Annotated in this window: 17 protein-coding genes; 9 read left to right on the plus strand and 8 right to left on the minus strand. The window is 66.8% G+C overall.

Annotation, left to right across the window (positions count from 1 at the left end):
- The 3 genes from RN02_RS33425 to RN02_RS23195 all read left to right on the plus strand — a co-directional run.
- Window positions 1-98: carbohydrate porin (locus tag RN02_RS33425; protein WP_152623726.1), on the plus strand; the 98-nt coding region annotated here is incomplete at its 5' end.
- 59 nt (window positions 99-157) lie between these two features.
- Window positions 158-2284 (plus strand): TonB-dependent receptor family protein, encoded by a 2127-nt coding sequence (locus RN02_RS23190; RefSeq protein ID WP_082033868.1) that lies wholly within the window; start codon window positions 158-160, stop codon window positions 2282-2284.
- A gap of 44 nt (window positions 2285-2328) precedes the next feature.
- A complete protein-coding gene (locus tag RN02_RS23195; RefSeq protein WP_043317193.1) occupies window positions 2329-4740 on the plus strand; it encodes a glucose/quinate/shikimate family membrane-bound PQQ-dependent dehydrogenase in 2412 nt (803 codons plus the stop codon).
- 235 nt (window positions 4741-4975) lie between these two features.
- On the opposite strand, the gene RN02_RS23200 is transcribed toward RN02_RS23195, so the two are convergent.
- The 4 genes from RN02_RS23200 to RN02_RS23210 form a co-directional block, all read right to left on the minus strand.
- Window positions 4976-5509, minus strand: coding sequence for an REP-associated tyrosine transposase (locus RN02_RS23200; RefSeq protein WP_043270736.1), 534 nt, complete (start codon window positions 5507-5509; stop codon window positions 4976-4978).
- Window positions 5510-6724: 1215 nt separating this feature from the next.
- Entirely contained in the window at window positions 6725-6886 is a 162-nt protein-coding gene (locus tag RN02_RS32700) for a hypothetical protein (protein ID WP_236695218.1), read from the minus strand.
- 90 nt (window positions 6887-6976) lie between these two features.
- Window positions 6977-7159, minus strand: a complete 183-nt coding sequence (locus RN02_RS23205; RefSeq protein ID WP_043317195.1) for a hypothetical protein — start codon at window positions 7157-7159, stop codon at window positions 6977-6979.
- Window positions 7160-7169: 10 nt separating this feature from the next.
- Complete coding sequence (locus RN02_RS23210) at window positions 7170-8864, minus strand: FAD-dependent monooxygenase (protein ID WP_043317198.1); 1695 nt, start codon at window positions 8862-8864, stop codon at window positions 7170-7172.
- Window positions 8865-9195: 331 nt separating this feature from the next.
- Between RN02_RS23210 and RN02_RS23215 the strand changes: the two genes are divergently transcribed.
- From RN02_RS23215 to RN02_RS23240, 6 genes are read left to right on the plus strand one after another with little or no spacing between them, the layout of a single operon-like run.
- Window positions 9196-11844 carry a nitrate/nitrite transporter gene (locus RN02_RS23215; protein ID WP_043317200.1) on the plus strand — a complete coding sequence of 883 codons (2649 nt, stop codon included), beginning with the start codon at window positions 9196-9198 and terminating at the stop codon, window positions 11842-11844.
- Window positions 11845-11873: 29 nt separating this feature from the next.
- Window positions 11874-15638 carry a nitrate reductase subunit alpha gene (locus tag RN02_RS23220; RefSeq protein ID WP_043317202.1) on the plus strand — a complete coding sequence of 1255 codons (3765 nt, stop codon included), beginning with the start codon at window positions 11874-11876 and terminating at the stop codon, window positions 15636-15638.
- Window positions 15635-17191, plus strand: a complete 1557-nt coding sequence (gene narH, locus RN02_RS23225) for a nitrate reductase subunit beta (RefSeq protein WP_043317204.1) — start codon at window positions 15635-15637, stop codon at window positions 17189-17191. The genes RN02_RS23220 and narH overlap by 4 nt, the downstream gene beginning before the upstream one ends.
- Window positions 17184-17945, plus strand: coding sequence for a nitrate reductase molybdenum cofactor assembly chaperone (gene narJ, locus RN02_RS23230; protein WP_043317207.1), 762 nt, complete (start codon window positions 17184-17186; stop codon window positions 17943-17945). The genes narH and narJ overlap by 8 nt, the downstream gene beginning before the upstream one ends.
- A gap of 13 nt (window positions 17946-17958) precedes the next feature.
- Window positions 17959-18642, plus strand: a complete 684-nt coding sequence (gene narI / locus RN02_RS23235; RefSeq protein WP_043270724.1) for a respiratory nitrate reductase subunit gamma — start codon at window positions 17959-17961, stop codon at window positions 18640-18642.
- Between the two features lie 11 nt (window positions 18643-18653).
- A complete protein-coding gene (locus RN02_RS23240) occupies window positions 18654-19475 on the plus strand; it encodes a peptidylprolyl isomerase (RefSeq protein WP_043317208.1) in 822 nt (273 codons plus the stop codon).
- A gap of 540 nt (window positions 19476-20015) precedes the next feature.
- On the opposite strand, the gene RN02_RS23245 is transcribed toward RN02_RS23240, so the two are convergent.
- From RN02_RS23245 to RN02_RS23255, 4 genes are all read right to left on the minus strand, one after another.
- A complete protein-coding gene (locus RN02_RS23245; protein ID WP_009621762.1) occupies window positions 20016-20480 on the minus strand; it encodes a BRO-N domain-containing protein in 465 nt (154 codons plus the stop codon).
- A gap of 204 nt (window positions 20481-20684) precedes the next feature.
- Window positions 20685-21023, minus strand: coding sequence for a hypothetical protein (locus tag RN02_RS33430; RefSeq protein WP_152623806.1), 339 nt, complete (start codon window positions 21021-21023; stop codon window positions 20685-20687).
- A gap of 329 nt (window positions 21024-21352) precedes the next feature.
- Window positions 21353-22600, minus strand: a complete 1248-nt coding sequence (locus tag RN02_RS23250; RefSeq protein ID WP_009621763.1) for a ribonucleotide-diphosphate reductase subunit beta — start codon at window positions 22598-22600, stop codon at window positions 21353-21355.
- A 216-nt stretch (window positions 22601-22816) separates the two neighbouring features.
- A complete protein-coding gene (locus RN02_RS23255) occupies window positions 22817-25696 on the minus strand; it encodes a ribonucleoside-diphosphate reductase subunit alpha (protein ID WP_009621764.1) in 2880 nt (959 codons plus the stop codon).
- Window positions 25697-25927: the final 231 nt, after the last annotated feature.

Below are 25927 nucleotides of genomic sequence, written 5' to 3' on the forward strand. Positions count from 1 at the left end.
CGGTGCGGCCGAACCTGCAATACATCAAGCATCCCGGCGGCGTCTACGAGGTGGACAACGCTCTGGTTGCCGGCCTGAAGATCCAGTCCAGCTTCTGAGCCGCCCAGTCATCACCAAGGCCCCGGCCAGCGCCGGGGCAGGGAGCAGGAACCCCAGCATGTCCTTGCGTTTTCGCCCGCTCAGCCTCGCCATGACCCTGCAGCCGCCGCTGCTGCTCTGGGGCCTGGGCACCGGCACCTTCGCCCTTGCCGCGGACAGCGCCGTGCCCGCCGACGAGGTGTTCGCCCCGATGGTCGTCACTGGCACCTACGCGCCGGTCTCCAGCTTCGACCTGCCGTTCTCCATCGACACCGTGCAGCAGCCGCAGATCGGCGATGGCCAGCTCGGCGTCAACCTCTCCGAAGTGCTGCCGCGGGTGCCCGGCCTGGTGGTGCAGAACCGCCAGAACTACGCCCAGGACCTGCAGATTTCCTCGCGCGGCTATGGCGCGCGCTCGGCCTTCGGCATTCGCGGGCTGAAGCTGCTCAGCGACGGCATCCCGGCCAGCACGCCGGATGGCCAGGGCCAGGCGGCGACGCTGAACCTCGACGTGGCCGACCGCATCGAGGTGCTGCGCGGCCCGGCCTCGACCATTTACGGCAGCAACGCCGGCGGGGTCATCCAGATGTTCAGCCGCGATGGCTCCGGCCCGCCGAAGGTGGGCGCCGAAACCACCTTCGGCAGCGACGGCTTCAACAAGAACCACCTCTACGCCGAGGGCGGCAACGACAAGGCCGGCTTCCTCCTCGACGCCTCGCGCATGGACACCGACGGCTACCGCGACCACAGCGCCGCGCGCCGCGACCAGACCTTCGCCAAGCTCAACTTCAGGCTCGACGACGACAGCCGCCTGGCGCTGATCTACAGCAGCCTGGAGCAGAACGGCACCCAGGACCCGCTGGGCCAGACCTGGGCCGCCTACCAGCACGACCCGCGCTCGGTGGCGTCGGTGGCCGAGACCTACAACACGCGCAAAAGCATCGACCACCAGCAGGTGGGCATGAACTACGAGCGCTACTTCGGCGACGCCACCCTGCAGTTCAACCTCTACGCCGGGCAGCGCAGCGTCATCCAGTACCTGTCGATTCCCAGGGGCGTGGTCTCCAACACCCAGCGCGGCGGCGGCGTGGTGGACTTCGACCGCGAATTCCACGGCGGCACCCTGCGCTGGATTCAGCCGGTGCAAGGCGTGCCTGGCGAGCTGACCGTCACCACGGGGGTGGACTACGACCGCAGCCGCGACGACCGCCACGGCTACCAGAACTACAGCGGCGACCTGCTGGGCGTGAAGGGCGAGCTGCGCCGCGACGAGGACGACATCGCCACCAGCCTCGACCCCTACGTGCAGGCGCGCTGGGAACTGGGCGACTGGACCTTCGACGCCGGCCTGCGCCACAGCAGCATGAAGATGGAGGTGGACGACCACTACCTGGCCAACGGCGATTCCAGCGGTTCGAAGAAGTACCAGAAGAACACCCCGTCGCTGTCGGTGATGTATGCCTTCACCCCCGAGCTGCACGGCTACGTCAGCGCCGGCAAGGGCTTCGAGACGCCGACCCAGGCCGAGATGGCCTACGCCCCGGGCCTGGTGGAAAGCTTCAACTTCGGCCTCGACCCGGCCACCAGCACCCAGTACGAGCTGGGCCTGAAGGCCAAGGTCGGCGGCAACACGCGAATCAACGCGGCGGTCTTCGAAATCCGCACCGACGACGAGATCGTCGTCGCCAGCTCCACCGGCGGCCGCACCAGCTACCAGAACGCCGGCAAGACCCTGCGCCGCGGTTTCGAACTGGGCGTGCAGAGCCAGCTCAGCGAACAGTGGGACGCGACTCTCGCCTACACCCGCCTGGAGGCCACCTACGATGAAGACTTCGTCGAGGGCGGCAACCTCATCGAGAAGGGCAACCACCTGCCCGGCGTGCCCGGCAGCAGCCTCTACGGCGAGCTGGTGTGGAAGCCGCGCCAGGACGTCAGCATGGGCTTCGAAGGGCAGTACCGCAGCAAGGTCTATGTTGAAGACAGCAACGAGGACAAGCCGGCGCCCAGCTACGCGGTGTTCAACTGGCGCACGCGCTTCGAACAGCGCTACGGCCCCTGGACCTTCCACCAGCTGCTGCGCCTGGACAACCTGCTGGACCGCCAGTACGTCGGCTCGGTCATCGTCGGCGACAGCAACGGCCGCTACTACGAGGCCGCTCCGGGGCGTTCCTGGTACGCCGGCGCCGGCCTCCAATACCAGTTCTGAACCCAAGCAGTACCCGCTCACTGAAAGACCGAAGGAGAACACGCATGAGCACTGACGGTGCGTTTGGCAGGTCACGCCTGCTGCCGAGCCTGCTCGGACTATTGCTGCTGCTGATGGGCCTGGCCCTGCTGGCCGGCGGCGTCAAGCTGCTGAGCCTGGGCGGCTCGCTCTACTACCTGGTGGCCGGCGCGGTGCTGGTCGTGACCGGCGTGCTGCTGGTGCTCGGCCGCGCCGCCGCCATCGGCCTGTACGCGCTGTTCCTGCTGGGCAGCACCCTGTGGGCCTGGTACGAAGTGGGCCTGGACTGGTGGCAACTGGTGCCGCGCCTGGCGCTGTGGTTCGCGCTCGGCATCGTCCTGCTGCTGCCCTGGCTGCGCCGCCCGCTGCTGAGCGCGGGCCCGGCGCCCAAGGCCACCGCGCTGCTTGGCCTGGCCGTGGTGCTGGCCGGCGCCACCGCCATCGCCTCGCAGTTCACCAACCCGGGCCGCATCGAAGGGCGCATCGACCGCGCCAGCGCCGGCGTGCCCAACGCCGCCCCGGCGCAGCCCGAGGGCGACTGGCAGGCCTACGGGCGCACCGCCTTCGGCGACCGCTACTCGCCGCTCACGCAGATCAACCCGGACAACGTCCACCAACTGAAGCTGGCCTGGACCTTCCGCACCGGCGACCTGCCTGGCCCGAACGACCCGGGCGAGACCACCGCGGAAAACACCCCGCTGAAGGTCAACGGCAAGCTCTACGTGTGCACCCCGCACAGCCAGGTGATCGCCCTGGACCCGGACACCGGCAAGGAACTCTGGCGCTTCGATCCCAAGCTGAGCACGCAGAACGCGGCCAACTTCAAGGGCTGGGCGCACATGACCTGCCGCGGCGTGGCCTACCATGACGAGGCCGCCTACGCCGCCAAGGCCGCCGACGGCACTACCGTCGCCAGCCCGGCGCCGGCCGCCGGCAGCTGCCCGAAACGCCTGTTCGTGCCCACCGCCGACACCCGCCTGATCGCCCTCGACGCCGACACCGGCAAGGTCTGCGAAGGCTTCGGCAACAAGGGCGAGATCGACCTGCGCGCCAACATCGGCAGCTTCACCGCCGGCGGCTACTACTCCACCTCGCCGCCGGCGGTGACCCGCGACCTGGTGATCATCGGCGGCCACGTCACCGACAACGTCTCCACCGACGAGCCTTCCGGGGTGATCCGCGCCTACGACGTGCGCGACGGCCATCTGGTGTGGAACTGGGACAGCGGCAACCCGGACGCCACCGCGCCCATCGCCGCCGACCAGACCTACACCCGCAACTCGCCGAACATGTGGTCGGTGGCCAGCGTCGACGAGAAGCTCGGCCTGGTCTACCTGCCCATGGGCAACCAGATGCCCGACCAGTGGGGCGGCAACCGCACCCCCGAGGCGGAGAAGTTCAGCGCCGGCGTCACCGCGCTGGACCTGGCCACCGGCAAGGTGCGCTGGACCCACCAGTTCACCCACCACGACCTGTGGGACATGGACGTGGGCGGCCAGCCGACCCTGGTCGACCTGAAGACCGCCGACGGCATCAAGCCGGCGCTGCTGGCCTCGACCAAGCAGGGCAGCATCTACGTGCTCGACCGGCGCAACGGCGAGGCCATCGTACCCATCAACGAAACCCCGGTGCCGCAGGGCGCGGTGGAAGGCGACCACACCTCGCCGACGCAGCCGATGTCCGAGCTGAACTTCATGCCGCCCACCGTGCGCGAGAAGGACATGTGGGGCGTGACGCCGTTCGACCAGATGCTCTGCCGCCTGGACTTCAGGTCGCTGCGCTACGAGGGCATCTACACCCCGCCGTCGCTGCAGGGCTCGCTGGTGTTCCCGGGCAACTTCGGGGTGTTCGACTGGGGCGGCGTGTCGGTCGACCCGGTGCGCCAGATCATGTTCGTCAACCCCGACTACATGGCCTTCAAGTCCAAGCTGGTGCCCCGCGAGGAAGTCGCCGGCGGCCCGGCCCGCAAGAGCGAGACCGAAGGCGTGCAACCCAATGCCGGCGCGCCCTACGGCGTGATCATGGCGCCCTTCCTGTCGCCCATCGGCCTGCCTTGCCAGGCCCCGGCCTGGGGCTACGTGGCGGCGGTGGACCTGACCACCCACAAGGTGATCTGGAAGCACAAGAACGGCACCGTGCGCGACAACTCGCCGGTCCCGCTGCCGTTGACCATGGGCGTGCCCAGCATGGGCGGGCCGATCACCACCGCCAGCGGCCTGGGCTTCCTCAGCGGCACCCTGGACCAGTATCTGCGCGCCTACGACATGCGCGACGGCAAGGTCCTCTGGGAAGGCCGCCTGCCGGCCGGCGCCCAGACCACGCCGATGACCTACACCGGCAAGGACGGCAAGCAGTACGTGCTGGTCATGGCGGGCGGGCATGGCTCCCTGGGCACCCGCCAGGGGGATTACGTGATGGCCTTCGCGCTGCCGGATTGAGGGTGGCGGCGCTGGAATGAAAGAACGCCCGCGGAGTGATCCGCGGGCGTTTTTCATTCGGTAACTCCGTGCCCGGCAGCGAGCGGTGTGTGGCCAAGGTCAAGCGGCGGATAACGCCGGAGGCGTTATGCGCCCTACGTCAAGCCCGCCATGGGCGTAGGGCGAATAACCGTTCGCGGTTATCCGCCGTTTCACCTTCCTTGCCGGCCACTCCGTGGTTGAACTTGGCGGGGCTTCAATACCGCTCCGCCGCCTGTACCTCCAGCGAAAGGTCCCCGACCCAATCCGCGGGGTAGATACCTTCGGCGACAGCTCGATGAAAGGTCGAGAATGGCCAATCCTTCAACGCCGTGACCAACCCATGTTTCAACGGGTTGATATGGATGTAGTCGAAGTGCCGCTGGTAGTCGCTGTCGTCACGGATCAGGTGTTCCCAGTAGCGAGCCTGCCAGATTCCCCGCTGGCCGCGCAGGCGCTGTGCGATGGAAAGCCATTCCCCCGGTGGGATGTGGCGGGCGAAGCCGGTCTTGATGACTTTCCAGCGGGTGGCGTAATCGGTGTCGCCCGGTGGAAGCGTCCATAGGCAGTGCATGTGTTCCGGCAGTACTACCCACGCATCTATCCGGAACGGATGGCGGCGTCTGGTCCTGGCGACGACCTGGCGAAGCAGGGCTATCTCCCGCACCAGCAGGTCCGAATGGCGGTCGCGGAGTGTGACGGTGAAGAAGTAGGTGCCGCCGCCAATCCGGGCGCGTCGGTAATTCGGCATCGGTGCTCCTCCCTGGGCTCTGCCATGTGGCAGGGTACCCGGGGAGGCGGCGGATAACGCTTCGCGTTATTCGCCCTACACGAAACTCGGACCTGGCGTAGGGCGAATAACCGTTCGCGGTTATCCGCCGCTTCACCTTTCTTGCCGGCAACTCCGTGGTTGAACCTGGCGCGGCTTTGACGGCGGCTCCGTGCCCCGCAGCGAGCGGGATTATGGCCCAGGTCAAACGGCGGATAACGCCGTAGGCGTTATGCGCCCTACGCCAAGCCCGTCATGGGCGTAGGGCGAATAACCGTTCGCGGTTATCCGCCGTTTCACCTTTCTTGCCGGCCACTGCATGATTGAACCTGGCGCGGCTTTGACGGCGGCTCCGGGCTCGTCACCGAGCGGTGTGTGGCCAAGGTCAAGCGGCGGATAACGCCGTAGGCGTTATGCGCCCTACGCCAAGCCCGCCATGGGCGTAGGGCGAATAACCGTTCGCGGTTATCCGCCGCTACACCTTCCTCGCCAACCCCTGCATGGTTGAACCTGGCGCGGCTTTGACGGCGGCTCCATGCTCGTCACCGAGCGGGGCATGGCCAAGGTCAAACGGCGGATAACGCCGTAGGCGTTATGCGCCCTACGCCAAGCCCGCCATGGGCGTAGGGCGAATAACCGTTCGCGGTTATCCGCCGCCTCACCTTTCTTGCCGGCCACTGCATGGTTGAACCTGGCGCGGCTTTGACGGCGGCTCCATGCTCGTCACCGAGCGGTGTGTGGCCAAGGTCAAGCGGCGGATAACGCCGTAGGCGTTATGCGCCCTACGCCAAGCCCACCATGAACGTAGGGCGAATAACCGTTCGCGGTTATCCGCCGCCTCACCTTTCTTGCCGGCCACTGCATGGTTGAACCTGGCGCGGCTTTGACGGCGGCTCCGTGCCCGGCAGCGAGCGGGATTATGGCCCAGGTCAAACGGCGGATAACGCCGTAGGCGTTATGCGCCCTACGCCAAGCCCACCATGAACGTAGGGCGAATAACCGTTCGCGGTTATCCGCCGCTTCACCTTTCTTGCCGGCAACTCCGTGGTTGAACTTGGCGCGGCTTTGACGGCGGCTCCGTGCCCGGCAGCGAGCGGGATTATGGCCAAGGTCAAACGGCGGATAACGCCGTAGGCGTTATGCGCCCTACGCCAAAGCGTTTCCGGGGTTTTCCGCGGCGCCCGCCTGGCGTCTGCGCTAGGTGCACTGCGCCAGGGGCACGCCGGGGCCGATCAGCTGCAGCAGGTCGGCGGCCAGGGTGCGGCTGCGGTTGCCGCCGACGCGGGCGAACAGGTTGGCGGCGTGGCCGAGGTTCAGGCTGTGCTCGACGCTGCCGGCGCGCAGGGGCCAGTACTGCATCGCGACGTCCCTCCGGGATTCTGCGGGTTGCGGGCGCCGGCCACTGTAGCACCCCGGCCGCCGCCATGGCGGACCGGGGATCGGCCGGGCTCAGAGGTCCAGCAGGGCGGCCTCGGTCAGTTCGGCGAAGCGTTCGGGCTCGCCCAGGGCCTCGGCGGCGAGCAGCGCCAGCTTGACCAGGAACAGCTCGCGCTGCGCCTCGGGCGCGCGGTCCAGGGCCTCGGCCAGTTGTTCGTAGACGCTTTCCAGCCCGGCGATGGTCAGTGTTTGCATGGCGGTTCCCTCAGGCGTTGCCCAGTGCGGTGTGGATGGCCCGGCCCAGCGCGGCGCCGTCCAGTTGCCGCCAGCGCGCGCAGACGTGCTGGTCGGGGCGCGCCAGGTAGGCGCAGCCCGGCTGCGCGGCGTACTTGCGGCGCAGGTGGCCGTCGGCGTCGGCGAGGCTGAGGTCGGCGCCGTCCACCGCATCGGCCGCGCCTATGGCCAGGATGCGCAGCGGGATGCCCCGCTCGCGCAGGGCGGCGGCCTGGGCCCGCAGGTCTGCGGGCAGTTCGCCGGCTTCGCTGAAGTACAGCAGGTGGAAGGCGGCGCCCAGGTGGTCGAACAGGTAGTCGTCCTCGCCCAGGCGGACGTTCGGCAGCGGCGCGCCCTGGCGCGGGCCGACGGGGAACGCCGCATCGTCGTCGTCGCGGCAGTTCAGCGGCGAGTCGGTGTAGTCGTGGGGCCGCGAGGTGCGCCAGTGGTACAGCGGGCGGACGAAGGCCTGGCTCAGCGACAGCGACAGCACGGCATCGCGTACCAGGCGCTGGCCGGGCGTGGGCGGGGTCATGAAGCGGGTGCTCTTGCCGGCCTCGGCGATGATCTCCCGCGCCGCGCCGACGCGCTCGTGGCTGTAGGAGGGCAGCAGCGCCGGGCCGGCCAGGCCCTTGAGCGCCAGGGCCAGTTTCCAGGCCAGGCCGTTGCAGTCCTGGAAGCCGGTGTTGGCCCCGCGCACGCCGAAGATCGGCAGCAGGTGCGCGGCATCGCCGGTGAAGATCACCCGCCGGTGGATGTAGTCCGGCAGGGTCAGCGCGCGGGCGGAGTACACCGAGCACCAGTCCAGCTCCCACTGCGGGTCCTGCACGCCAACCAGGGCCAGCTGCGCGTCGATGCGTGCGCGCAGGGACTCGGGCGCCAGGGCCTGCTCCGGCGTCTCGTCGGCCGGCAGCTGGTAGTCGATGCGCCAGATGTCGCCGGGCTCGCGGTGCATCAGCACGGTGTTGCCGGGGTTCCACGGCGGGTCGAAGAAGGCCAGGCGCTCGGTGGGCAGGTCGAGGCGGATGCGGATGTCGGCGATCACGAAGCGGCCCTCGTAGGCCGCGCCTTCCAGCTTCAGCCCGAGCAGCGCGCGCAGGGCCGAACGCGCGCCGTCGGCGGCGATCACCCACTGGGCTTCCAGGGCGTAGGGGCCGGCGGGCGTGTCCACTTCCAGGCGCGCATGGTCAGCGGCCTGGGTCACGGCGGTCACCTTGTTGCCCCAGCGCAGCTCGATCAGCGGGTTGGCCTGGGCGGCCTCCACCAGGTACTGCTCCAGGCAGGGTTGCTGCAGGTTGGTCATGGGCGCGAAGCGGTCGTCCGCGTCCTGCGGCGCCTCCATGCGGAACACCCGCTGGTTGCGGTAGAAGGAGTTGCCGAAGCGCCAACCCAGCCCCGCGGCGGTCACCCGCCCGGCCACGCCGACCTGCTGGAGGATCTCCAGCGAGCGGCGGGTGAAGACGATGGCGCGGCTGCCCTCGCTGACCTGCTGCTCGGCTTCGAGCAGCACCGAAGGGATGCCGTAGCGGGCCAGGTCCAGCGCGGCGGCCAGGCCGATGGGCCCGGCGCCGACGATGACCACGGCATGCCGCGCGGCCTGCGCGGCGCCCACGGCGGCGGTGAAGGCGGGGTGGACCTGGTAGTCGAAATACAGCGAGCGCCGGGGCTCGACGGAAGGGCAGTGCATCGCGGTGCGTCTCCGGGATTATTGTGCTTGTGGGCGGATTCGCCGACGACTCTACCCCCCGCGCGCTACCGCGATGTCCCCGCAAGGGGACAACTTGAGCCGCCTCTGCGGCGGCGCCTGCCTGAGGCGGCGTTCTGGAATTCTCGCGGAACCTGTCTACGCTCAGTTCTTGCACCAAAGCGGTGCCACGATAACGAAAGCAGCAACATCAACCGTGATTGGCCTGAGTGCGACGTTATTCGCTGTGGACCGGTAGCCGCCGGTATCGGGACTCGCCCCCGGGCCTGTAGAGCAAGCGCCGTTCGAGGCGCTCGCCAGGGACTGCGTGCGCATGGTTACGACCGTTCCCGACCGGGACCAATACCGGGCCCTCGGCTTGTCGACGTTGGCGTTCACCCTTTGCTTCGCCGTGTGGACGCTGTTCTCCATCCTCGGTCTGCAGATCAAGGACGAGTTCGGGTTGACCGACACCCAGCTCGGCCTGCTGATGGCCACGCCGGTGCTGACCGGCTCCATCTCGCGAATCTTCCTCGGCCTGTGGACCGACCGCTACGGCGGGCGCTGGGTGTTCGGCCTGGTAATGCTGGCCTCGGCGCTGTGCGTCTACCTGCTGACCTTCGCCACGGACTTCTACAGCCTGCTGCTGGCGGCCCTGGGCGTGGGCCTGGCCGGCGGCGGCTTCATCGTCGGCACCGCCTACACCTCGGCCTGGTTCGAGCCGGGGCGCCAGGGCACCGCGCTGGGCATCTTCGGCGCCGGCAACGTCGGCGCCGGCATCACCAACTTCGCCGCGCCCTTCCTGCTGCTGGCCCTGGGCTGGCGCGGCGCCGCGCTGGTGTACGCCGCGGTGCTGGCGGTCATGGGCGTGGCCTTCATGCTGCTGGCCAAGTCCGACCCGCAGAGCCAGGCACGCAAGCAGCAGCCCATTCCCCTGGCGGAGCAGTTGGCGCCGCTGGCGGAGCTGCGCGTCTGGCGCTTCTCGCTGTACTACTTCTTCGTCTTCGGCGCCTTCGTCGCCCTGGCCCTGTGGCTGCCGCACTACCTGATGCAGGTGTTCGGCGTCAGCCTGGCCAGCGCCGGGGTGATCGCCGCTCTGTACACGGTGCCGGCGTCGCTGTTCCGCATCCTCGGCGGCTGGCTGTCCGACCGCTACGGCGCGCGCCGGGTGATGTACTGGACCCTCGGCGTGTCGGTGCTGTGCACCTTCCTGCTCAGCTACCCGCCGACGCGCTACATCGTCAGCGGCGTGCGCGGCGACCTGGAGTTCTCCCTGCACCTGGGCCTGGCCGGTTTCATCCCGGTCATCGTGGTGCTGGGCTTCTTCATGTCGCTGGGCAAGGCGGCGGTGTTCAAGCACATCCCCAGCTACTACCCGCAGCATGTCGGCGTGGTCGGCGGCCTGGTGGGGATGATCGGCGGGCTGGGCGGCTTCCTGCTGCCGCTGACCTTCGGCATGCTCAACGACGTCATCGGCGTCTGGCAGAGCTGCTTCATGCTGCTGTTCCTGATCGCCGCAGGCGCCCTGGCCTGGATGCACTACGCGATCCGCATGGCCGAGCGCGTGGAATGGGCCGAGCAGCGCGAGGGCCGCGACCTGCCGGAACTGTCCACCCCCAGCAGCTTCGTGCTGCTGGACTGGCACCCGGAGGACGCCGCGTTCTGGGAGGCCAAGGGCAAGCGCATCGCCACGCGCAACCTGTGGATCTCCATCCCCAACCTGCTGCTGGCCTTCGCCATCTGGATGGTCTGGTCGGTGGTGGTGGCCAAGCTGCCGCTGGCCGGCTTCAGCTACACGCCCAACCAGCTGTTCTGGCTGGCGGCGCTGCCCGGGTTGTCGGGCGCCACCCTGCGCATCTTCTACAGCTTCATGGTGCCGATCTTCGGCGGCCGGCGCTGGACCGCGCTGTCCACCGCCTCGCTGCTGCTGCCGGCGCTGTGGATCGGCTTCGCCGTGCAGAACCCCAACACGCCCTACCTGATCATGCTGATCCTCGCCCTGCTGTGCGGCCTGGGCGGTGGCAACTTCTCCTCGAGCATGGCCAACATCTCGTTCTTCTTCCCCAAACAGGCCAAGGGCGCGGCCATGGGCCTGAACGCCGGGCTGGGCAACCTGGGCGTGAGCGTCATGCAGTTCCTGGTGCCGTTGGCGATCACCCTGGCGGTGTTCGGCAGCCTGGGCGGCGAGCCGCAGACGACCGCCGCCGGCACCCCGCTGTGGCTGCAGAACGCCGGCTTCATCTGGGTGCCGTTCATCATCGCCGCGACCCTCGCCGCCTGGTTCGGGATGAACGACATCGCCAGCGCCAAGTCCTCGTTCAGCGACCAGATGGCGATCTTCAAGCGCAAGCACACCTGGCTGATGAGCGTGCTCTACACCGGCACCTTCGGCAGCTTCATCGGCTTCTCCGCCGGCTTCCCGCTGCTGGCCGGGCACCTGTTCCCGCAGGTCGACGTGCTGCGCTTCGCCTTCCTCGGCCCGCTGATCGGCGCCTTGAGCCGCGCCTTCTCCGGCGGCCTGGCCGACCGTTTCGGCGGCGCCCGCATCAGCCTCTGGGTGTTCGTCGCCATGGCCGTGTGCGTGGGCGGCGTGCTGTTCTTCATCGGCATCAAGGACCAGCCGGGGGCTTACTGGGGCTTCCTGGCCATGTTCCTGCTGCTGTTCTTCTTCTCCGGGGTCGGCAACGCCAGCACCACGCAGATGATCCCGGCGATCTTCCGCATCCAGACGCCGCGCCTGTTCCCCGGCCTGCCCGCCGAGCAGCAGGCGCTGCAGAGCGAGAAGGAGTCCGCCGCCGCGGTGGGCTTCATTTCGGCGGTGGCGGCCTATGGCGGCTTCTTCATCCCGAAGTCGTTCGGCAGCTCGTTCGACCTGACCGGTGGGCCGGAGTGGGCGCTCTACGGCTTCATCGTCTTCTACGCCCTGTGCATCGTCGTGACCTGGTTCTACTACACCCGCCGTAACGCCGAGGTGAGCTGCTAGCCATCCGGCCCGCGCCGAGGAGGAGAGAAATGAGTTACTTCATCGACCGCCTGCGCTACCTGGTCAAACGCCCGCCGGAATTCGCCGGCGGCCACGGCGAGACCCGCGACGAGAGCCGCGCCTGGGAGGACGGCTACCGCCAGCGCTGGCAGTTCGACAAGATCGCCCGCTCCACCCACGGGGTGAACTGCACCGGCTCGTGCAGCTGGAAGATCTACGTGAAGAACGGCCTGGTCACCTGGGAAACCCAGCAGACCGACTACCCGCGCACCCGCCCGGACCTGCCCAACCACGAGCCGCGCGGCTGCCCGCGCGGGGCCAGCTACTCCTGGTACCTGTACAGCGCCAACCGGCTGAAATACCCGCTGGTGCGCAAGGCGCTGATCCAGCTGTGGCGCGAGGCGCTGGCCGCGCACAAGGACCCGGTGCAGGCCTGGGCGAGCATCGTCGAAGACCCGCAGAAGGCGAAGCAGTACAAATCCATTCGCGGCCGCGGCGGCTTCGTGCGCAGCGACTGGGACGAACTGCAGACGCTGGTCGCCGCGGCCAACGTCTACACCATCAAGACCTACGGCCCGGACCGCGTCGCCGGCTTCTCGCCGATCCCGGCCATGTCCATGGTCAGCTACGCCTCGGGCACCCGCTACCTGTCGCTGATCGGCGGGGTGTGCCTGAGCTTCTACGACTGGTACTGCGACCTGCCGCCCGCATCCCCACAGGTGTGGGGCGAGCAGACCGACGTGCCCGAGTCGGCCGACTGGTACAACTCCGGCTACCTCATCGCCTGGGGCAGCAACGTGCCGCAGACGCGCACCCCCGACGCGCACTTCTTCACCGAGGTGCGCTACAAGGGCACCAAGACCGTGGCCATCACCCCGGACTACGCGGAAATCTCCAAGCTCTGCGACGAGTGGATGAGCGCCAAGCAGGGCACCGACTCGGCCCTGGCCATCGCCATGGGCCATGTGATCTTCAAGGAGTTCCACCTGGAGAACCCGCGGAGCTATTTCACCGACTACGCGCGCCGCTACACCGACCTGCCGATCCTGGTGGAGCTGGAACCGCGCGCCGAAGGCGGCCTGGTCCCCGGCAAGCAGCTGCGCGCCGCGGACTTCGCCGGCAACCTGGCGCAGGCCAACAACCCCGAATGGAAGACCGTGGCCTGGGACGAGGCGGGCGAGCGCCTGGTGGTGCCGCGCGGCTCCATCGGCTTCCGCTGGGGCGAGTCCGGCCACTGGAACCTGGAGCCGGTGGACGCCGAGGGCCGCGAGGTGCGCCTGGCGCTGTCGCTGCTGGGCCGCCACGACGAAGTGGCGCGGGTGGCCTTCCCGTACTTCGGCGGCATCGAGCGCAAGCACTTCCCCAACGTGCCGGTGCGCGACGTGCTCTACCACCACGTGCCGGCCAAGCGCCTGCAACTGGCCGACGGCCGCGAGGCGCTGGTGGCCAGCGTGTTCGACCTGATGGCCGCCAACTACGGCATCGACCGCGGCCTGCAGCCCACCGTGGGCGGCGCCGGCGAGGACGACGGCGCCAGCGACTACGGCCAGCTCAAGCCCTACACCCCGGCCTGGCAGCAGGCCATCACCGGGGTGCCGGCGGCGCAGATGATCCGCATCGCCCGCGAGTTCGCCGAGAACGCCGACAAGACCCACGGCCGCTCCATGATCATCGTCGGCGCCGGGATGAACCACTGGTACCACATGGACATGAACTACCGCGGGCTGATCAACATGCTGATCCTCTGCGGCTGCATCGGCCAGAGCGGCGGCGGCTGGTCGCACTACGTCGGCCAGGAGAAGCTGCGCCCGCAGACCGGCTGGACGCCGCTGGCCTTCGCCCTGGACTGGCACCGCCCGCCGCGGCACATGAACGGCACCTCGTTCTTCTACAACCACTCCAGCCAGTGGCGCTACGAGAAGCTGGAAGTGAAGGAACTGCTCTCGCCCCTGGCCCGGCCGCAGGACTTCAGCGGCAGCCTGGTGGACTTCAACGTGCGCGCCGAGCGCATGGGCTGGCTGCCCTCGGCGCCGCAGCTGGGCACCAACCCGCTGCGCCTGGCCGCCGCGGCCCAGGCCGCCGGCAAGAGCACCGCCGACTACGTGGTGGAGCAGCTCAAGAGCGGCCAGCTGCGCTTCGCCAGCGAAGACCCGGACAACCCGCAGAACCACCCGCGCAACCTGTTCGTCTGGCGCTCCAACCTGCTGGGCAGCTCGGGCAAGGGCCACGAATACATGCTCAAGTACCTGCTGGGCACCAGGAACGGTGTGCTCGGCAAGGACCTGGGCGAGGCCGGCAAGCAGAAGCCCGAGGAAGTGCTGTGGAAGGACGAGCCCATCGAGGGCAAGCTCGACCTGCTGGTGACCCTCGACTTCCGCATGTCCACCACCTGCCTGTACTCCGACGTGGTGCTGCCGACCGCCACCTGGTACGAGAAGGACGACCTCAACACCTCGGACATGCACCCCTTCATCCACCCGCTCACCGCCGCCACCGACCCGGCCTGGGAAGCGCGCAGCGACTGGCAGATCTACGACGGCATCGCCCGCGCCTTCTCGCGCCTGTGCGTCGGCCACCTGGGCGAGGAGACGGACCTGGTGACCCTGCCGCTGCAGCACGACAGCCCCGGCGAGCTGGCCCAGCCCGAAGTGCGCGACTGGAAGAAGGGCGAGTGCGAGCCCATCCCCGGCAAGACCATGCCCTCGCTGATCGAGGTCAAGCGCAACTACCCGGAAACCTACGAGCGCTTCAGCTCCGTCGGCCCGCTGCTGGACACCCTGGGCAACGGCGGCAAGGGCATCGCCTGGCAGACCCAGGAAGAGGTCGACCTGCTCGGCAAGCTCAACTACCGCAAGCTCGACGGCTCCGCCGAAGGGCGGCCACGGCTGGCCTCGGCGGTGGACGCGGCGGAGATGATCCTCACCCTGGCCCCGGAAACCAACGGCCAGGTGGCGGTCAAGGCCTGGGCCGCGCTGTCGAAGATCACCGGGCGCGACCACACCCACCTGGCGCGGCCCAAGCAGGAAGAGAAGATCCGCTTCCGCGACCTGGTGGCGCAGCCGCGCAAGATCATCTCCAGCCCCACCTGGTCGGGCCTGGAGGACGAGCACGTGAGCTACAACGCCTGCTACACCAACGTCCACGAGCTGATCCCCTGGCGCACCCTCAGCGGCCGCCAGCAGTTCTACCAGGACCACCCCTGGATGCGCGCCTTCGGCGAGAGCCTGATGGTCTACCGCCCGCCCATCGACACCAAGGCCGCGGCCAGCGTCGCCGAGCCGCGCAGCAACGGCAACCCGGAAATCGCCCTGAACTGGCTGACGCCGCACCAGAAGTGGGGCATCCACTCCACCTACAGCGACAACCTGCTGATGCAGACGCTGTCGCGCGGCGGGCCCATCGTCTGGATCAGCGAGGACGACGCGCGCGCCATCGGCGTGGTCGACAACGACTGGATCGAGCTCTACAACGCCAACGGCGCCATCGCCGCGCGGGCGGTGGTCAGCCAGCGGGTGCGCCCGGGCATGGCGATGATGTACCACGCCCAGGAACGCATCCTGAATATCCCCGGCTCGGAAGTGACGGGTACGCGCGGCGGCATCCACAACTCGGTGACGCGGGTCTGCCCCAAGCCGACCCACATGATCGGCGGCTACGCGCAGCTGTCCTACGGCTTCAACTACTACGGCACCGTCGGCTCCAACCGCGACGAGTTCGTCATCGTGCGCAAGATGAAGCGCATCGACTGGCTCGACGGCGAAGGCAACGACTACCAGCAGGAGGCGGTGAAATGAAGATCCGTTCCCAGGTCGGCATGGTCCTCAACCTCGACAAGTGCATCGGCTGCCACACCTGCTCGGTCACCTGCAAGAACGTCTGGACCAGCCGCGAAGGCATCGAATACGCCTGGTACAACAACGTCGAGACCAAGCCCGGCATCGGCTACCCCAAGGAATGGGAGAACCAGAAGAAATGGAACGGCGGCTGGGTGCGCAACGCCGACGGCTCCATCAACCCGCGCATCGGCGGCAAATGGCGGGTGCTGGCGAACATCTTCGCCAACCCCGACCTGCCGCAGATCGACGACTACTACGAACCCTTCACCTTCGACTACCAGCACCTGCACAGCGCCGCCCAGGGCGAGCACCAGCCGGTGGCGCGGCCGCGCTCGCTGATCAGCGGGCTGCGTATGGACAAGGTGGAGTGGGGGCCGAACTGGGAGGAACTGCTGGGCACCGAGTTCGCCAAGCGGCGCAAGGACATCAACTTCGAGCAGGTCCAGGCCGACATCTACGGGCAGTTCGAGAACACCTTCATGATGTACCTGCCGCGCCTGTGCGAGCACTGCCTGAACCCGGCGTGCGTGGCCTCGTGCCCCAGCGGCGCCATCTACAAGCGCGAGGAAGACGGCATCGTCCTCATCGACCAGGACAAGTGCCGCGGCTGGCGCATGTGCATCAGCGGCTGCCCGTACAAGAAGATCTACTACAACTGGAAGAGCGGCAAATCCGAGAAGTGCATCTTCTGCTACCCGCGCATCGAGACCGGCCAGCCGACGGTCTGCTCCGAGACCTGCGTGGGGCGCATCCGCTACCTCGGCGTGCTGCTCTACGATGCCGACCGCATCGAGGAAGTGGCCGCCTCGGCCGATGACCGCGACCTCTACCACCGCCAGTGCGAAATCTTCCTCGACCCCCACGACCCGCAAGTGATCGAGCAGGCGCGCAAGGACGGCGTGCCCGACAGCGTCATCGCCGCCGCCCAGGCCTCGCCCGTATACAAGCTGGCCATCGACTGGCAGCTGGCGCTGCCGCTGCACCCGGAATACCGCACGCTGCCCATGGTCTGGTACGTGCCGCCGCTGTCGCCGATCCAGTCCGCCGCCGAGGCCGGCCACGTGGAGTTCGACGGCGTGCTGCCGAAGATCGAATCGCTGCGCATCCCGGTGCGCTACCTGGCCAACATGCTCACCGCCGGCGAAGAGGCGCCGGTGGTGCTGGCCCTCAAGCGGCTGATGGCCATGCGCGTGTACATGCGCGCCAAGCACGTGGACGGCACCCTCGACAGCGAAGTGCTGCAACAGGTCGGCCTGAGCCAGCGCCAGGTGGAAGAGATGTACCGCTACCTGGCCATCGCCAACTACGAGGACCGCTTCGTCATCCCCACCGGCCACCGCGAGGCCCTGCCCGACGCCTACGCCGAGCGCAGCGGCTGCGGCTTCACCTTCGGCAACGGCTGCCACGGCGGCAACAGCGAGGTCAGCCTGTTCGGCGGCAGCAAGCAGACCACCACCCTGGTCAAGCCGGTGCAGACCTTCGACCCGGTCGAGGACAGCCGCCATGGATGAGCGCCAGCCCCAGGGCCTGCTGAGCCTGCGCGTGCTGGCCCGGCTGCTCGACTACCCCTGCGCCGAGCTGCAGGCAGCGGCCGGCGAACTGACCGCCATCCTCGACGACGAGACGCGCCTGCCCGAGCCCCTGCGCAAGCGCCTGGGCCAGTGGTGCCAACGCCTGGCGCAGAGCGACCTGCTGGACTTGCAGGAAGCCTACGTCGAACTCTTCGACCGCGGCCGCTCGGTCTCGCTGCTGCTGTTCGAGCACGTCCACGGCGAGTCCCGCGACCGCGGCCAGGCCATGGTCGACCTGCTGGCCGAGTACGAGGCCGCCGGCTTCCAGCTCGACGCCCGCGAGTTGCCCGACCACCTGCCGCTGTTCCTCGAATACCTCTCCACCCGCAGCCACGCCGAGATCGGCCAGTGGCTGGGCGACATCCAGCACATCCTCGCGCTGCTCGCCGCGCGCCTGGAAGAGCGCGGCGCCGACCACGCGCTGGTGCCCCACGCGCTGCTGGCGTTGATCGGCCGCAGCGAGCTGATCCAGCAGCAGCGCCCGGCGGTCGAGGGAGAGGCGCCGGACCACACGCCACAAGCCCTGGACGCGGTGTGGGAAGAGGAAATCGTCCGCTTCAATGCCGAGACCGACCAGGACTGCAGCCTGCAGTCCGCCGAGGGCCGGCGCCTGGCCGAGCGCAAGTACCAGGCGCTGCCCCAGGTCGTCCAGGCCCTGCCCGCCACCCCGTCGCCCCTGGCGGACGGCCAATGAACGGAGGCTCATCATGTTAGAAGACTACGTTCTGCACCTGCTCTACGGTTACTACCCCTACCTGGCCGGCACCGTGTTCCTGCTCGGCAGCCTGCTGCGCTACGACTACGGCCAGTACACCTGGAAGACCGGCTCCAGCCAGCTGCTCTCCAGCCGCCACATGCGCCTGGCCAGCAACCTGTTCCACATCGGCATCCTGGCGATCTTCTTCGGCCACCTGGTCGGCCTGCTGACGCCGCACTGGGTCTACGAGCCGTTCCTCTCCGCCGGCCACAAGCAGCTCATGGCCATCCTCTTCGGCGGCGCGGCCGGGGTGCTCTGCGTGATCGGCGGCGGCATGCTGCTCTGGCGCCGGCTGTTCAACCCCAGGGTGCGCGCCTCGTCCAGCTTCATGGACAACCTGATCATCGCCCTGCTGCTGTTGCAGGCGTGCCTGGGGCTGATCACCATCTTCTTCTCGCTGCACCACCTGGACGGCGAAATGATGCTGGCCCTGGCCGGCTGGGCGCAGTCCATCGTGTTCTTCCGCGGCGACGCGGCCAGCTTCCTGATCGGCACGCCGCTGATCTTCAAGATCCACATCTTCATCGGCCTGACCATCATCCTGCTGTTCCCCTTCACCCGCCTGGTGCACGTCTGGAGCATCCCCCTGGGCTACTTCGGGCGTAACTACCAGATCGTCCGCCGGCGCGGCTGAGGAGCGAAGCCATGGCCCAAATGATCGCCGTCGAGAACCTGCCGGACGAGCCCGTCGCGGTGATCCGCGTCGGCAGCGCCCAGCTCAGCGAAGCCGACATCGCCCGGGAAACCCCCTTCCACCCGGCCGCCTCCCTGGCCGAGGCGCAACTGCAGGCGGCCCGCGCCCTGGTGGTGCGCGAACTGCTCGGGCAAAGGGCTGCCAGCCTCGGCCTGCTGCCCGCGGGCGAACTGGCGGAGGAGGGCGCCGACCAGGCCGTGGCGGCGCTGCTGGAGCGCGAACTGCAAGTCCCCGAGCCAAACGAGGAGGCCTGCCGGCGCTACTTCGAAGCCCACCGCGAACGCTTCGCCGAGCCGGCCAGGATCAAGGTCCGCCACATCCTCCTGCCCGCCGCCCCGGACGACGCCAGCGCCCGCGACGCCCATTACCACCTGGGCGAAAAACTGCTGCGCGAACTGCACCGCGACCCGCAGCGCTTCACCGAGCTCGCCCAACGCCACTCGGCCTGCCCGTCGAAGGAAGAAGGCGGCGACCTGGGCTGGCTGCGCGCCGGGCAAACCGTCGCCGAACTCGACCAGGCCCTGCACCGCCTGCCGATAGGCCTGCACGACCGCCCCCTGGCCTCGCGCTACGGCTGGCACCTGGTCAGCATCGACCAACGCCAGGAAAGCCGCCCGCTGCCCTACGCCCAGGTCAGCACCCGCGTCCGCCACAGCCTGCGCGAAGAATCCACCCGCCAGGCCCTACGCCAGTACCTGCTGGCGCTGGAGAAGGAAATCGGGGTGCAAGGCATTAGCCTGGACGACAGTCCTGAGCATGGTGCTCGGTCGTGACGTAGGGCGCCACTCGTATCATCCACCTGTAGGAGCGCGCCCTGCGCGCGATTCGCGGGCAGGGCCCGCTCCTACAGTCTGCAATGAGGCACGAAGCTTCCCCGTAGGAGCGGACTCCGTCCGCGATCAGGCGGATAACGCCGTGGGCGTTATGCGCCCTACGGATTTCCAAAGGGACATCCACACCGCCCCGTAGGGCGAATAACCGTTCGCGGTTATCCGCCGCTACACCTTCCTTGCCGGCAACGCCGTGGTTGAGCCTGGCGCGGTTTCGAGGGCGGCTCCGTGCCCGGCAGCGAGCGGGATTGGGCCAGGGTCAAACGGCGGATAACGCGGAGCGTTATTCGCCCTACGCCAGGCCCACCCGTAGGGTGTACAACCGTTCGCGGTTGTACGCGGTGATCACCGTTGCCGCCAACACCATGGCCGAACCCGAAGCGCCAGCCCCCGTAGGATGGGTGGAGCGAAGCGATACCCATGCTGCCGCGCCATCGATGGGTATCGCTGCGCTCAACGCCATCCTACGAACAGGTCCGGTGTTCAGCGGGTGGGTGTGGCGTTCGCCTGTGGCCATTGCCGGTAGGGCACCCAGAGCATGCCTTGCCAGTGCAGCACCGTCAGGGCCTGGGTGGGGCCGTGGAGGGTTTCGCGGCGGGGTTGGCGGGTGTCGTGGCGGTAGCTGTCGCGCAGGGCCGGGACCACCTCTTGGGTGATCCATTGGCGGATGCAGCGGTTTTCCGGGTGGAAGTAGTGGATCAGCGTGGCGTACACGGCGGATTCGCTGAGCAGCAGTTCGTCCTCGTAGTCGCCATTGCCGCCGCGCAGCCAGGCGCGGCGGTGCTGGTCGTCGTCCAGGTTGCGCTGCACGCGCTCTTCCAGCATCGGCACGCCCATCAGCCGGCCGAGGTCGCGGGTGCTGAACCAGCATTGGTCTTCCAGCAGCAGGGCGCGCAGCTGGCGCTTGTGGCGGGTGAACAGGGTGGGGATCAGTACCTCTTCAGACATGGCGCACCTCCGGGGTGGAGGGGGAAGAGGGCAGGTACGGCGAAGCGCCTTCGGGCTGAAGGCTGGGGGTGATAGGCATATCCATTACCTCAATGGGTACACCGCTGCTTTCGGGAGCAGTATTGCCGCTACGTGAAGCGTTTCTTAGGCGCTTTGACAAGCTAATAGGCGGTTGAGGAATGTGCAAGCCTGACTTCTATTTGATCAGCAGTCTTTGGGGATTAAATGTCGGTACTCATTACGGATTTCTATTAATTCTATTATTGCCCTGGTTTTTCTCTCTTGGATTTGTGAGTGCTGATTTTTGAATTCTTCATTGCTTAGTAAGGGAGCAGTGATTTTTAAATTTTTATCCATTTCTCTTGCGATCTCAAGTTCGCGTAATGTGATATTTAATTGGCCCATTGCTCGGCTTTTTTCCTTCTCGTGAAGGAATTGAATTTTAAGGATTACACCTGATGCGATCAGACTTCCTCCTGTGGCAGCAATTGTGTAACTGATAAGGGACGAAGATAGGGCGAGCCATGGAAATATCTCTGACATGGTCTCCTGGCTTGACATCTGGTTGAGGGTATAGCTTAGCCATGCTCCGTATAGAGCTAGCACTAGCCCTAGTATGGCGATAAGAGATGGATTCCTATAAAACTTACCAGATAGGATTGTCCATATTGAGAAAGTGATTGCGAAAATAGATATCAGTGAGAATTCAAACATTTTTCTTTCTAGAGTTTTTTGAATGATTCTTATATTGGTTGATAAAGAAAAGCCCCGCACTAGGCGGGGCTTTTGTCTTTCTAATCACTGCCCCAAAATTCCATTTCGAGTATCAGCGTTTCTAATGGTCTTGACTTGCTGCTTTGCTACTACTTCCGTCAGTCCCAGCTCAGCGCGCCGCCGGTCTGGTACTCGATCACGCGGGTCTCGAAGAAGTTCTTTTCCTTCTTCAGGTCCATGATTTCGCTCATCCACGGGAAGGGGTTGCTGGTGCCCGGGTATTCTTCCTTCAGGCCGATCTGGGTCAGGCGGCGGTTGGCGATGAACTTGAGGTAGTCCTCCATCATCGCTGCGTTCATGCCCAGGACGCCGCGCGGCATGGTGTCGCGGGCGTATTCGATTTCCAGCTGGGTGCCCTGCAGGATCATCTGCGTGGCTTCGTCCTTCATCTGGGCATCCCACAGGTGCGGGTTTTCGATCTTGATCTGGTTGATCACGTCGATGCCGAAGTTCAGGTGCATGGATTCGTCGCGCAGGATGTACTGGAACTGCTCGGCGGTGCCGGTCATCTTGTTGCGGCGGCCCATGGAGAGGATCTGGGTGAAGCCGCAGTAGAAGAAGATGCCTTCGAGCACGCAGTAGTAGGCGATCAGGTTGCGCAGGAACTGGCGGTCGGTTTCCGGGGTGCCGGTCTGGAACTGCGGGTCGGAGATCGAGCGGGTGTACTTCAGGCCCCAGGACGCTTTCTTCGCGACGCTCGGGATCTCGTGGTACATGTTGAAGATTTCGCCTTCGTCCATGCCCAGCGACTCGATGCAGTACTGGTAGGCGTGGGTGTGGATCGCCTCTTCGAAGGCCTGGCGCAGGATGTACTGGCGGCATTCGGGGTTGGTGATCAGGCGGTACACGGCCAGCACCAGGTTGTTCGCCACCAGGGAGTCGGCGGTGGAGAAGAAGCCGAGGTTGCGCATGACGATGCGGCGCTCGTCTTCGCTGAGGCCGTCCTTGCTCTTCCACAGGGCAATGTCGGCGTTCATGTTCACTTCCTGCGGCATCCAGTGGTTGGCGCAACCATCCAGATACTTCTGCCAGGCCCAGTCGTACTTGAAGGGTACGAGCTGGTTGAGGTCGGCGCGGGCGTTGATCATCTGCTTGTCGCCGACCTGTACGCGGGCGGCCGAGCCTTCCAGATCGTCCAGGCCTTCCTGGATGTCCAGGGCGTCCAGGGCCTTCTTGGCGCGGGCGACCGCGTCGGAGTCGCTGGCGGAGACGGCGCGGGCTTCTTCCACGGAGCCGGCGGCTTCGTCGTCCAGTTTGTCGGCGGCCTGGGCGGCGGCTTTGGCCACGGCCGGGGCGGCCTTGGCTTCGGTGGGGTCTTCTTTGTCGAATTCGTCCCAGCTCAGCATTGGTTCCTCTCCTGGTCTGGTTGCGTGATGGGGGGCACGCTAAAGCTTGCTTGGCCTCCCTTCTCCGGGTTCCCGCGTTCGCGGGAATGACGAGGGGAAGCTGTTATGTCTGGGGGAGGAGGGACAAGAGCCCCTCTCCCTAGCCCTCTCCCTGAAGGGAGAGGGGATATCCGTGCTGCGTGGAAACGCGGCCCTCGGGCGAGGGCCGCTGCTTCCTTACTGGCAGGCTTCGCAGTCGGGGTTGTCGATGCTGCAGGCCTTGGGTACCGGCGCCGGGGCCGGGGCGGCTTGCAGGCCTTCGTCGATCACCGAGCTCACGGCGTTCAGCTTGCCGGTGTTGATGGTGGACTTCTCGGTGCTGGTGGCGGCCAGGGCGCGGAGGTAGTAGGTGGTCTTCAGGCCACGGTACCAGGCCATGCGGTAGGTCACGTCCAGCTTCTTGCCCGAGGCGCCGGCGATGTAGAGGTTCAGCGACTGGGCCTGGTCGATCCACTTCTGGCGGCGGCTGGCGGCGTCGACGATCCACTTGGTCTCCACTTCGAAGGCGGTGGCGTACAGGTCTTTCAGGTCCTGCGGGATGCGCTCGATCTGCTGCACGGAGCCGTCGTAGTACTTCAGGTCGTTGACCATGACCGGGTCCCACAGGCCGCGGGCCTTGAGGTCGCGCACCAGGTAGGGGTTGATCACGGTGAACTCGCCGGAGAGGTTCGACTTCACGTAGAGGTTCTGGTAGGTCGGCTCGATGGACTGCGATACGCCGGTGATGTTGGCGATGGTCGCGGTCGGCGCGATGGCCATGATGTTCGAGTTGCGGATGCCTTTGCGCACGCGCTCGCGCACCGGGGCCCAGTCCAGGCTCTCGCTCTGGTCGACTTCGATGTACTTGGCGCCGCGGGCTTCGATCAGCAGTTTCTGCGAGTCGATCGGCAGGATGCCTTGCGACCACAGCGAGCCGTCGAAGGTCTCGTAGGCGCCGCGCTCTTCGGCCAGGTCGCAGGAGGCCTGGATGGCGAAGTAGCTGATGGCTTCCATGGACTTGTCGGCGAAGTCGATGGCGGCGTCGGAGCCGTAGGCGATGTGCTGCAGGTACAGGGCGTCCTGGAAGCCCATGATGCCCAGGCCCACCGGACGGTGCTTGAGGTTGGAGTTCTCCGCCTGGGGCACCGAGTAGTAGTTGATGTCGATGACGTTGTCGAGCATGCGGACCGCGGTCTTGACGGTGCGGCCGAGCTTCTCGACGTCGAGCTTGCCGTCGACGATGTGGTTGACCAGGTTCACCGAGCCCAGGTTGCAGACGGCGATCTCGTCCTTGTTGGTGTTCAGGGTGATCTCGGTGCACAGGTTCGAGCTGTGCACCACGCCCACGTGCTGCTGCGGGCTGCGCAGGTTGCACGGGTCCTTGAAGGTCAGCCACGGGTGGCCGGTCTCGAACAGCATGGAGAGCATCTTGCGCCACAGGTCCTTGGCCTGGACGACCTTGTGCAGCTTCAGCTTGCCGTACTGGGTGAGGGCTTCGTAGTACTCGTAGCGCTCTTCGAAGGCCTTGCCGTAGAGGTCGTGCAGGTCGGGGACGTCGGACGGGGAGAACAGCGTCCAGGTGCCGTCTTCGAACACGCGCTTCATGAACAGGTCGGGAATCCAGTTCGCGGTGTTCATGTCGTGGGTGCGGCGGCGGTCGTCACCGGTGTTCTTGCGCAGCTCCAGGAATTCTTCGATGTCCAGGTGCCAGGTTTCCAGGTAGGCGCAGACCGCGCCCTTGCGCTTGCCGCCCTGGTTCACGGCCACGGCGGTGTCGTTGACCACTTTCAGGAAGGGCACGACGCCCTGGGACTTGCCGTTGGTGCCCTTGATGTAGGAGCCCAGCGCGCGCACCGGGGTCCAGTCGTTGCCCAGGCCGCCGGCGAATTTCGACAGCATGGCGTTGTCGTGGATGGCGCTGTAGATGCCCGACAGGTCGTCCGGCACGGTGGTCAGGTAGCAGCTGGACAGCTGCGGGCGCAGGGTGCCGGCGTTGAACAGGGTGGGGGTGGACGACATGTAGTCGAAGGACGACAGCAGGTTGTAGAACTCGATGGCGCGTTCTTCCTTCTGCGGCTCTTCGATGGCCAGGCCCATGGCCACGCGCATGAAGAACACCTGCGGCAGTTCGAAGCGGATGCCGTCCTTGTGGATGAAGTAGCGGTCGTACAGGGTCTGCAGGCCCAGGTAGGTGAACTGCTGGTCGCGCTCGTGGTTCAGCGCGGCGCCCAGCTTGGCCAGGTCGAAGGTCTTCAGCTTGGGATCGACCAGCTCGAATTCCACGCCCTTCTCGATGTACGCCGGCAGGGCGCGGGCGTAGAGCTCGGCCATTTCGTGGTGGGTGGCGCTCTCGACCACGCCGAGGAAGCCCAGGGCTTCGGCGCGCAGGGTGTCCATCAGCAGGCGGGCGGTGACGTAGGAGTAGTTCGGCTCGCGTTCCACCAGGGTGCGGGCGGTCATCACCAGGGCGGTGTTGACGTCCTTCTCGGCCACGCCGTCGTAGAGGTTCTTCAGGGTTTCGCGTTCGATCAGCCCGCCGTCGACTTCGGCCAGGCCTTCGCAGGCTTCGCGGATGATGGTCTGCAGGCGGCCCATGTCCAGCGGCTGGGTGCTGCCGTCGGCCTTGGTGATGCGGATGCTCGGGTGCGGCTGGGCGACTTCGCCGGCGGCGCTGGCGGTCTTGCGCTCGTTGGCGCGGGCTTCGCGGTAGATCACGTAGTCGCGGGCGACTTTCTGCTCGCCGGCGCGCATCAGGGCCAGTTCGACCTGGTCCTGGATTTCTTCGATGTGGATGGTGCCACCGGAGGGCATGCGGCGCTTGAAAGTCGCGGTGACCTGTTCGGTCAGGCGCGCGACGGTTTCATGGATGCGCGACGAGGCGGCAGCGGTGCCGCCTTCCACGGCGAGGAACGCCTTGGTGATGGCTACGGTGATCTTGTCATCGGTGTAGGGAACTACGGTGCCGTTGCGCTTGATCACGCGCAGCTGGCCGGGCGCGGTGGCGGCCAGATCCTGGGCGGATTCGGCTGCCTGCGGCGCTGCGGCCTGCGGGTTCTCGCGAGTGGTGTCGATCTGCATGGGTGGTTGTCTCCACATTCTCTTAGTGGGTTCTGTCACTGGCGCCGGGGGCGCCGCTCCGGAAAAACAGCAATAAAGAGCGTGTGCGTCCGGCGGGGCCGGCCGCATGAAAACTTGCGTAACAGGGGAAGGGGACTCAAGCGCCTCCCTGGCCCAAGTCGGGTGTCCGGCTTTACGGGCCGGAACCACAATACCTAGTGGTGTTGACCGATCGGTTGCAACACCCGTACC

The organism is Pseudomonas sp. PI1 (genome assembly GCF_000812405.1).
Taxonomy (GTDB): Bacteria; Pseudomonadota; Gammaproteobacteria; order Pseudomonadales; family Pseudomonadaceae; genus Pseudomonas; species Pseudomonas citronellolis.

Coding starts and splice junctions, on each gene's coding strand:
- RN02_RS23190 (WP_082033868.1), top strand. CDS start 158: ATGTCCTTGCGTTTTCGCCCGCTCAGCCTCGCCATGACCCTGCAGCCG.
- RN02_RS23195 (WP_043317193.1), top strand. CDS start 2,329: ATGAGCACTGACGGTGCGTTTGGCAGGTCACGCCTGCTGCCGAGCCTG.
- RN02_RS23200 (WP_043270736.1), bottom strand. CDS start 5,509: ATGCCGAATTACCGACGCGCCCGGATTGGCGGCGGCACCTACTTCTTC.
- RN02_RS32700 (WP_236695218.1), bottom strand. CDS start 6,886: ATGCAGTACTGGCCCCTGCGCGCCGGCAGCGTCGAGCACAGCCTGAAC.
- RN02_RS23205 (WP_043317195.1), bottom strand. CDS start 7,159: ATGCAAACACTGACCATCGCCGGGCTGGAAAGCGTCTACGAACAACTG.
- RN02_RS23210 (WP_043317198.1), bottom strand. CDS start 8,864: ATGCACTGCCCTTCCGTCGAGCCCCGGCGCTCGCTGTATTTCGACTAC.
- RN02_RS23215 (WP_043317200.1), top strand. CDS start 9,196: ATGGTTACGACCGTTCCCGACCGGGACCAATACCGGGCCCTCGGCTTG.
- RN02_RS23220 (WP_043317202.1), top strand. CDS start 11,874: ATGAGTTACTTCATCGACCGCCTGCGCTACCTGGTCAAACGCCCGCCG.
- narH (WP_043317204.1), top strand. CDS start 15,635: ATGAAGATCCGTTCCCAGGTCGGCATGGTCCTCAACCTCGACAAGTGC.
- narJ (WP_043317207.1), top strand. CDS start 17,184: ATGGATGAGCGCCAGCCCCAGGGCCTGCTGAGCCTGCGCGTGCTGGCC.
- narI (WP_043270724.1), top strand. CDS start 17,959: ATGTTAGAAGACTACGTTCTGCACCTGCTCTACGGTTACTACCCCTAC.
- RN02_RS23240 (WP_043317208.1), top strand. CDS start 18,654: ATGGCCCAAATGATCGCCGTCGAGAACCTGCCGGACGAGCCCGTCGCG.
- RN02_RS23245 (WP_009621762.1), bottom strand. CDS start 20,480: ATGTCTGAAGAGGTACTGATCCCCACCCTGTTCACCCGCCACAAGCGC.
- RN02_RS33430 (WP_152623806.1), bottom strand. CDS start 21,023: ATGTCAGAGATATTTCCATGGCTCGCCCTATCTTCGTCCCTTATCAGT.
- RN02_RS23250 (WP_009621763.1), bottom strand. CDS start 22,600: ATGCTGAGCTGGGACGAATTCGACAAAGAAGACCCCACCGAAGCCAAG.
- RN02_RS23255 (WP_009621764.1), bottom strand. CDS start 25,696: ATGCAGATCGACACCACTCGCGAGAACCCGCAGGCCGCAGCGCCGCAG.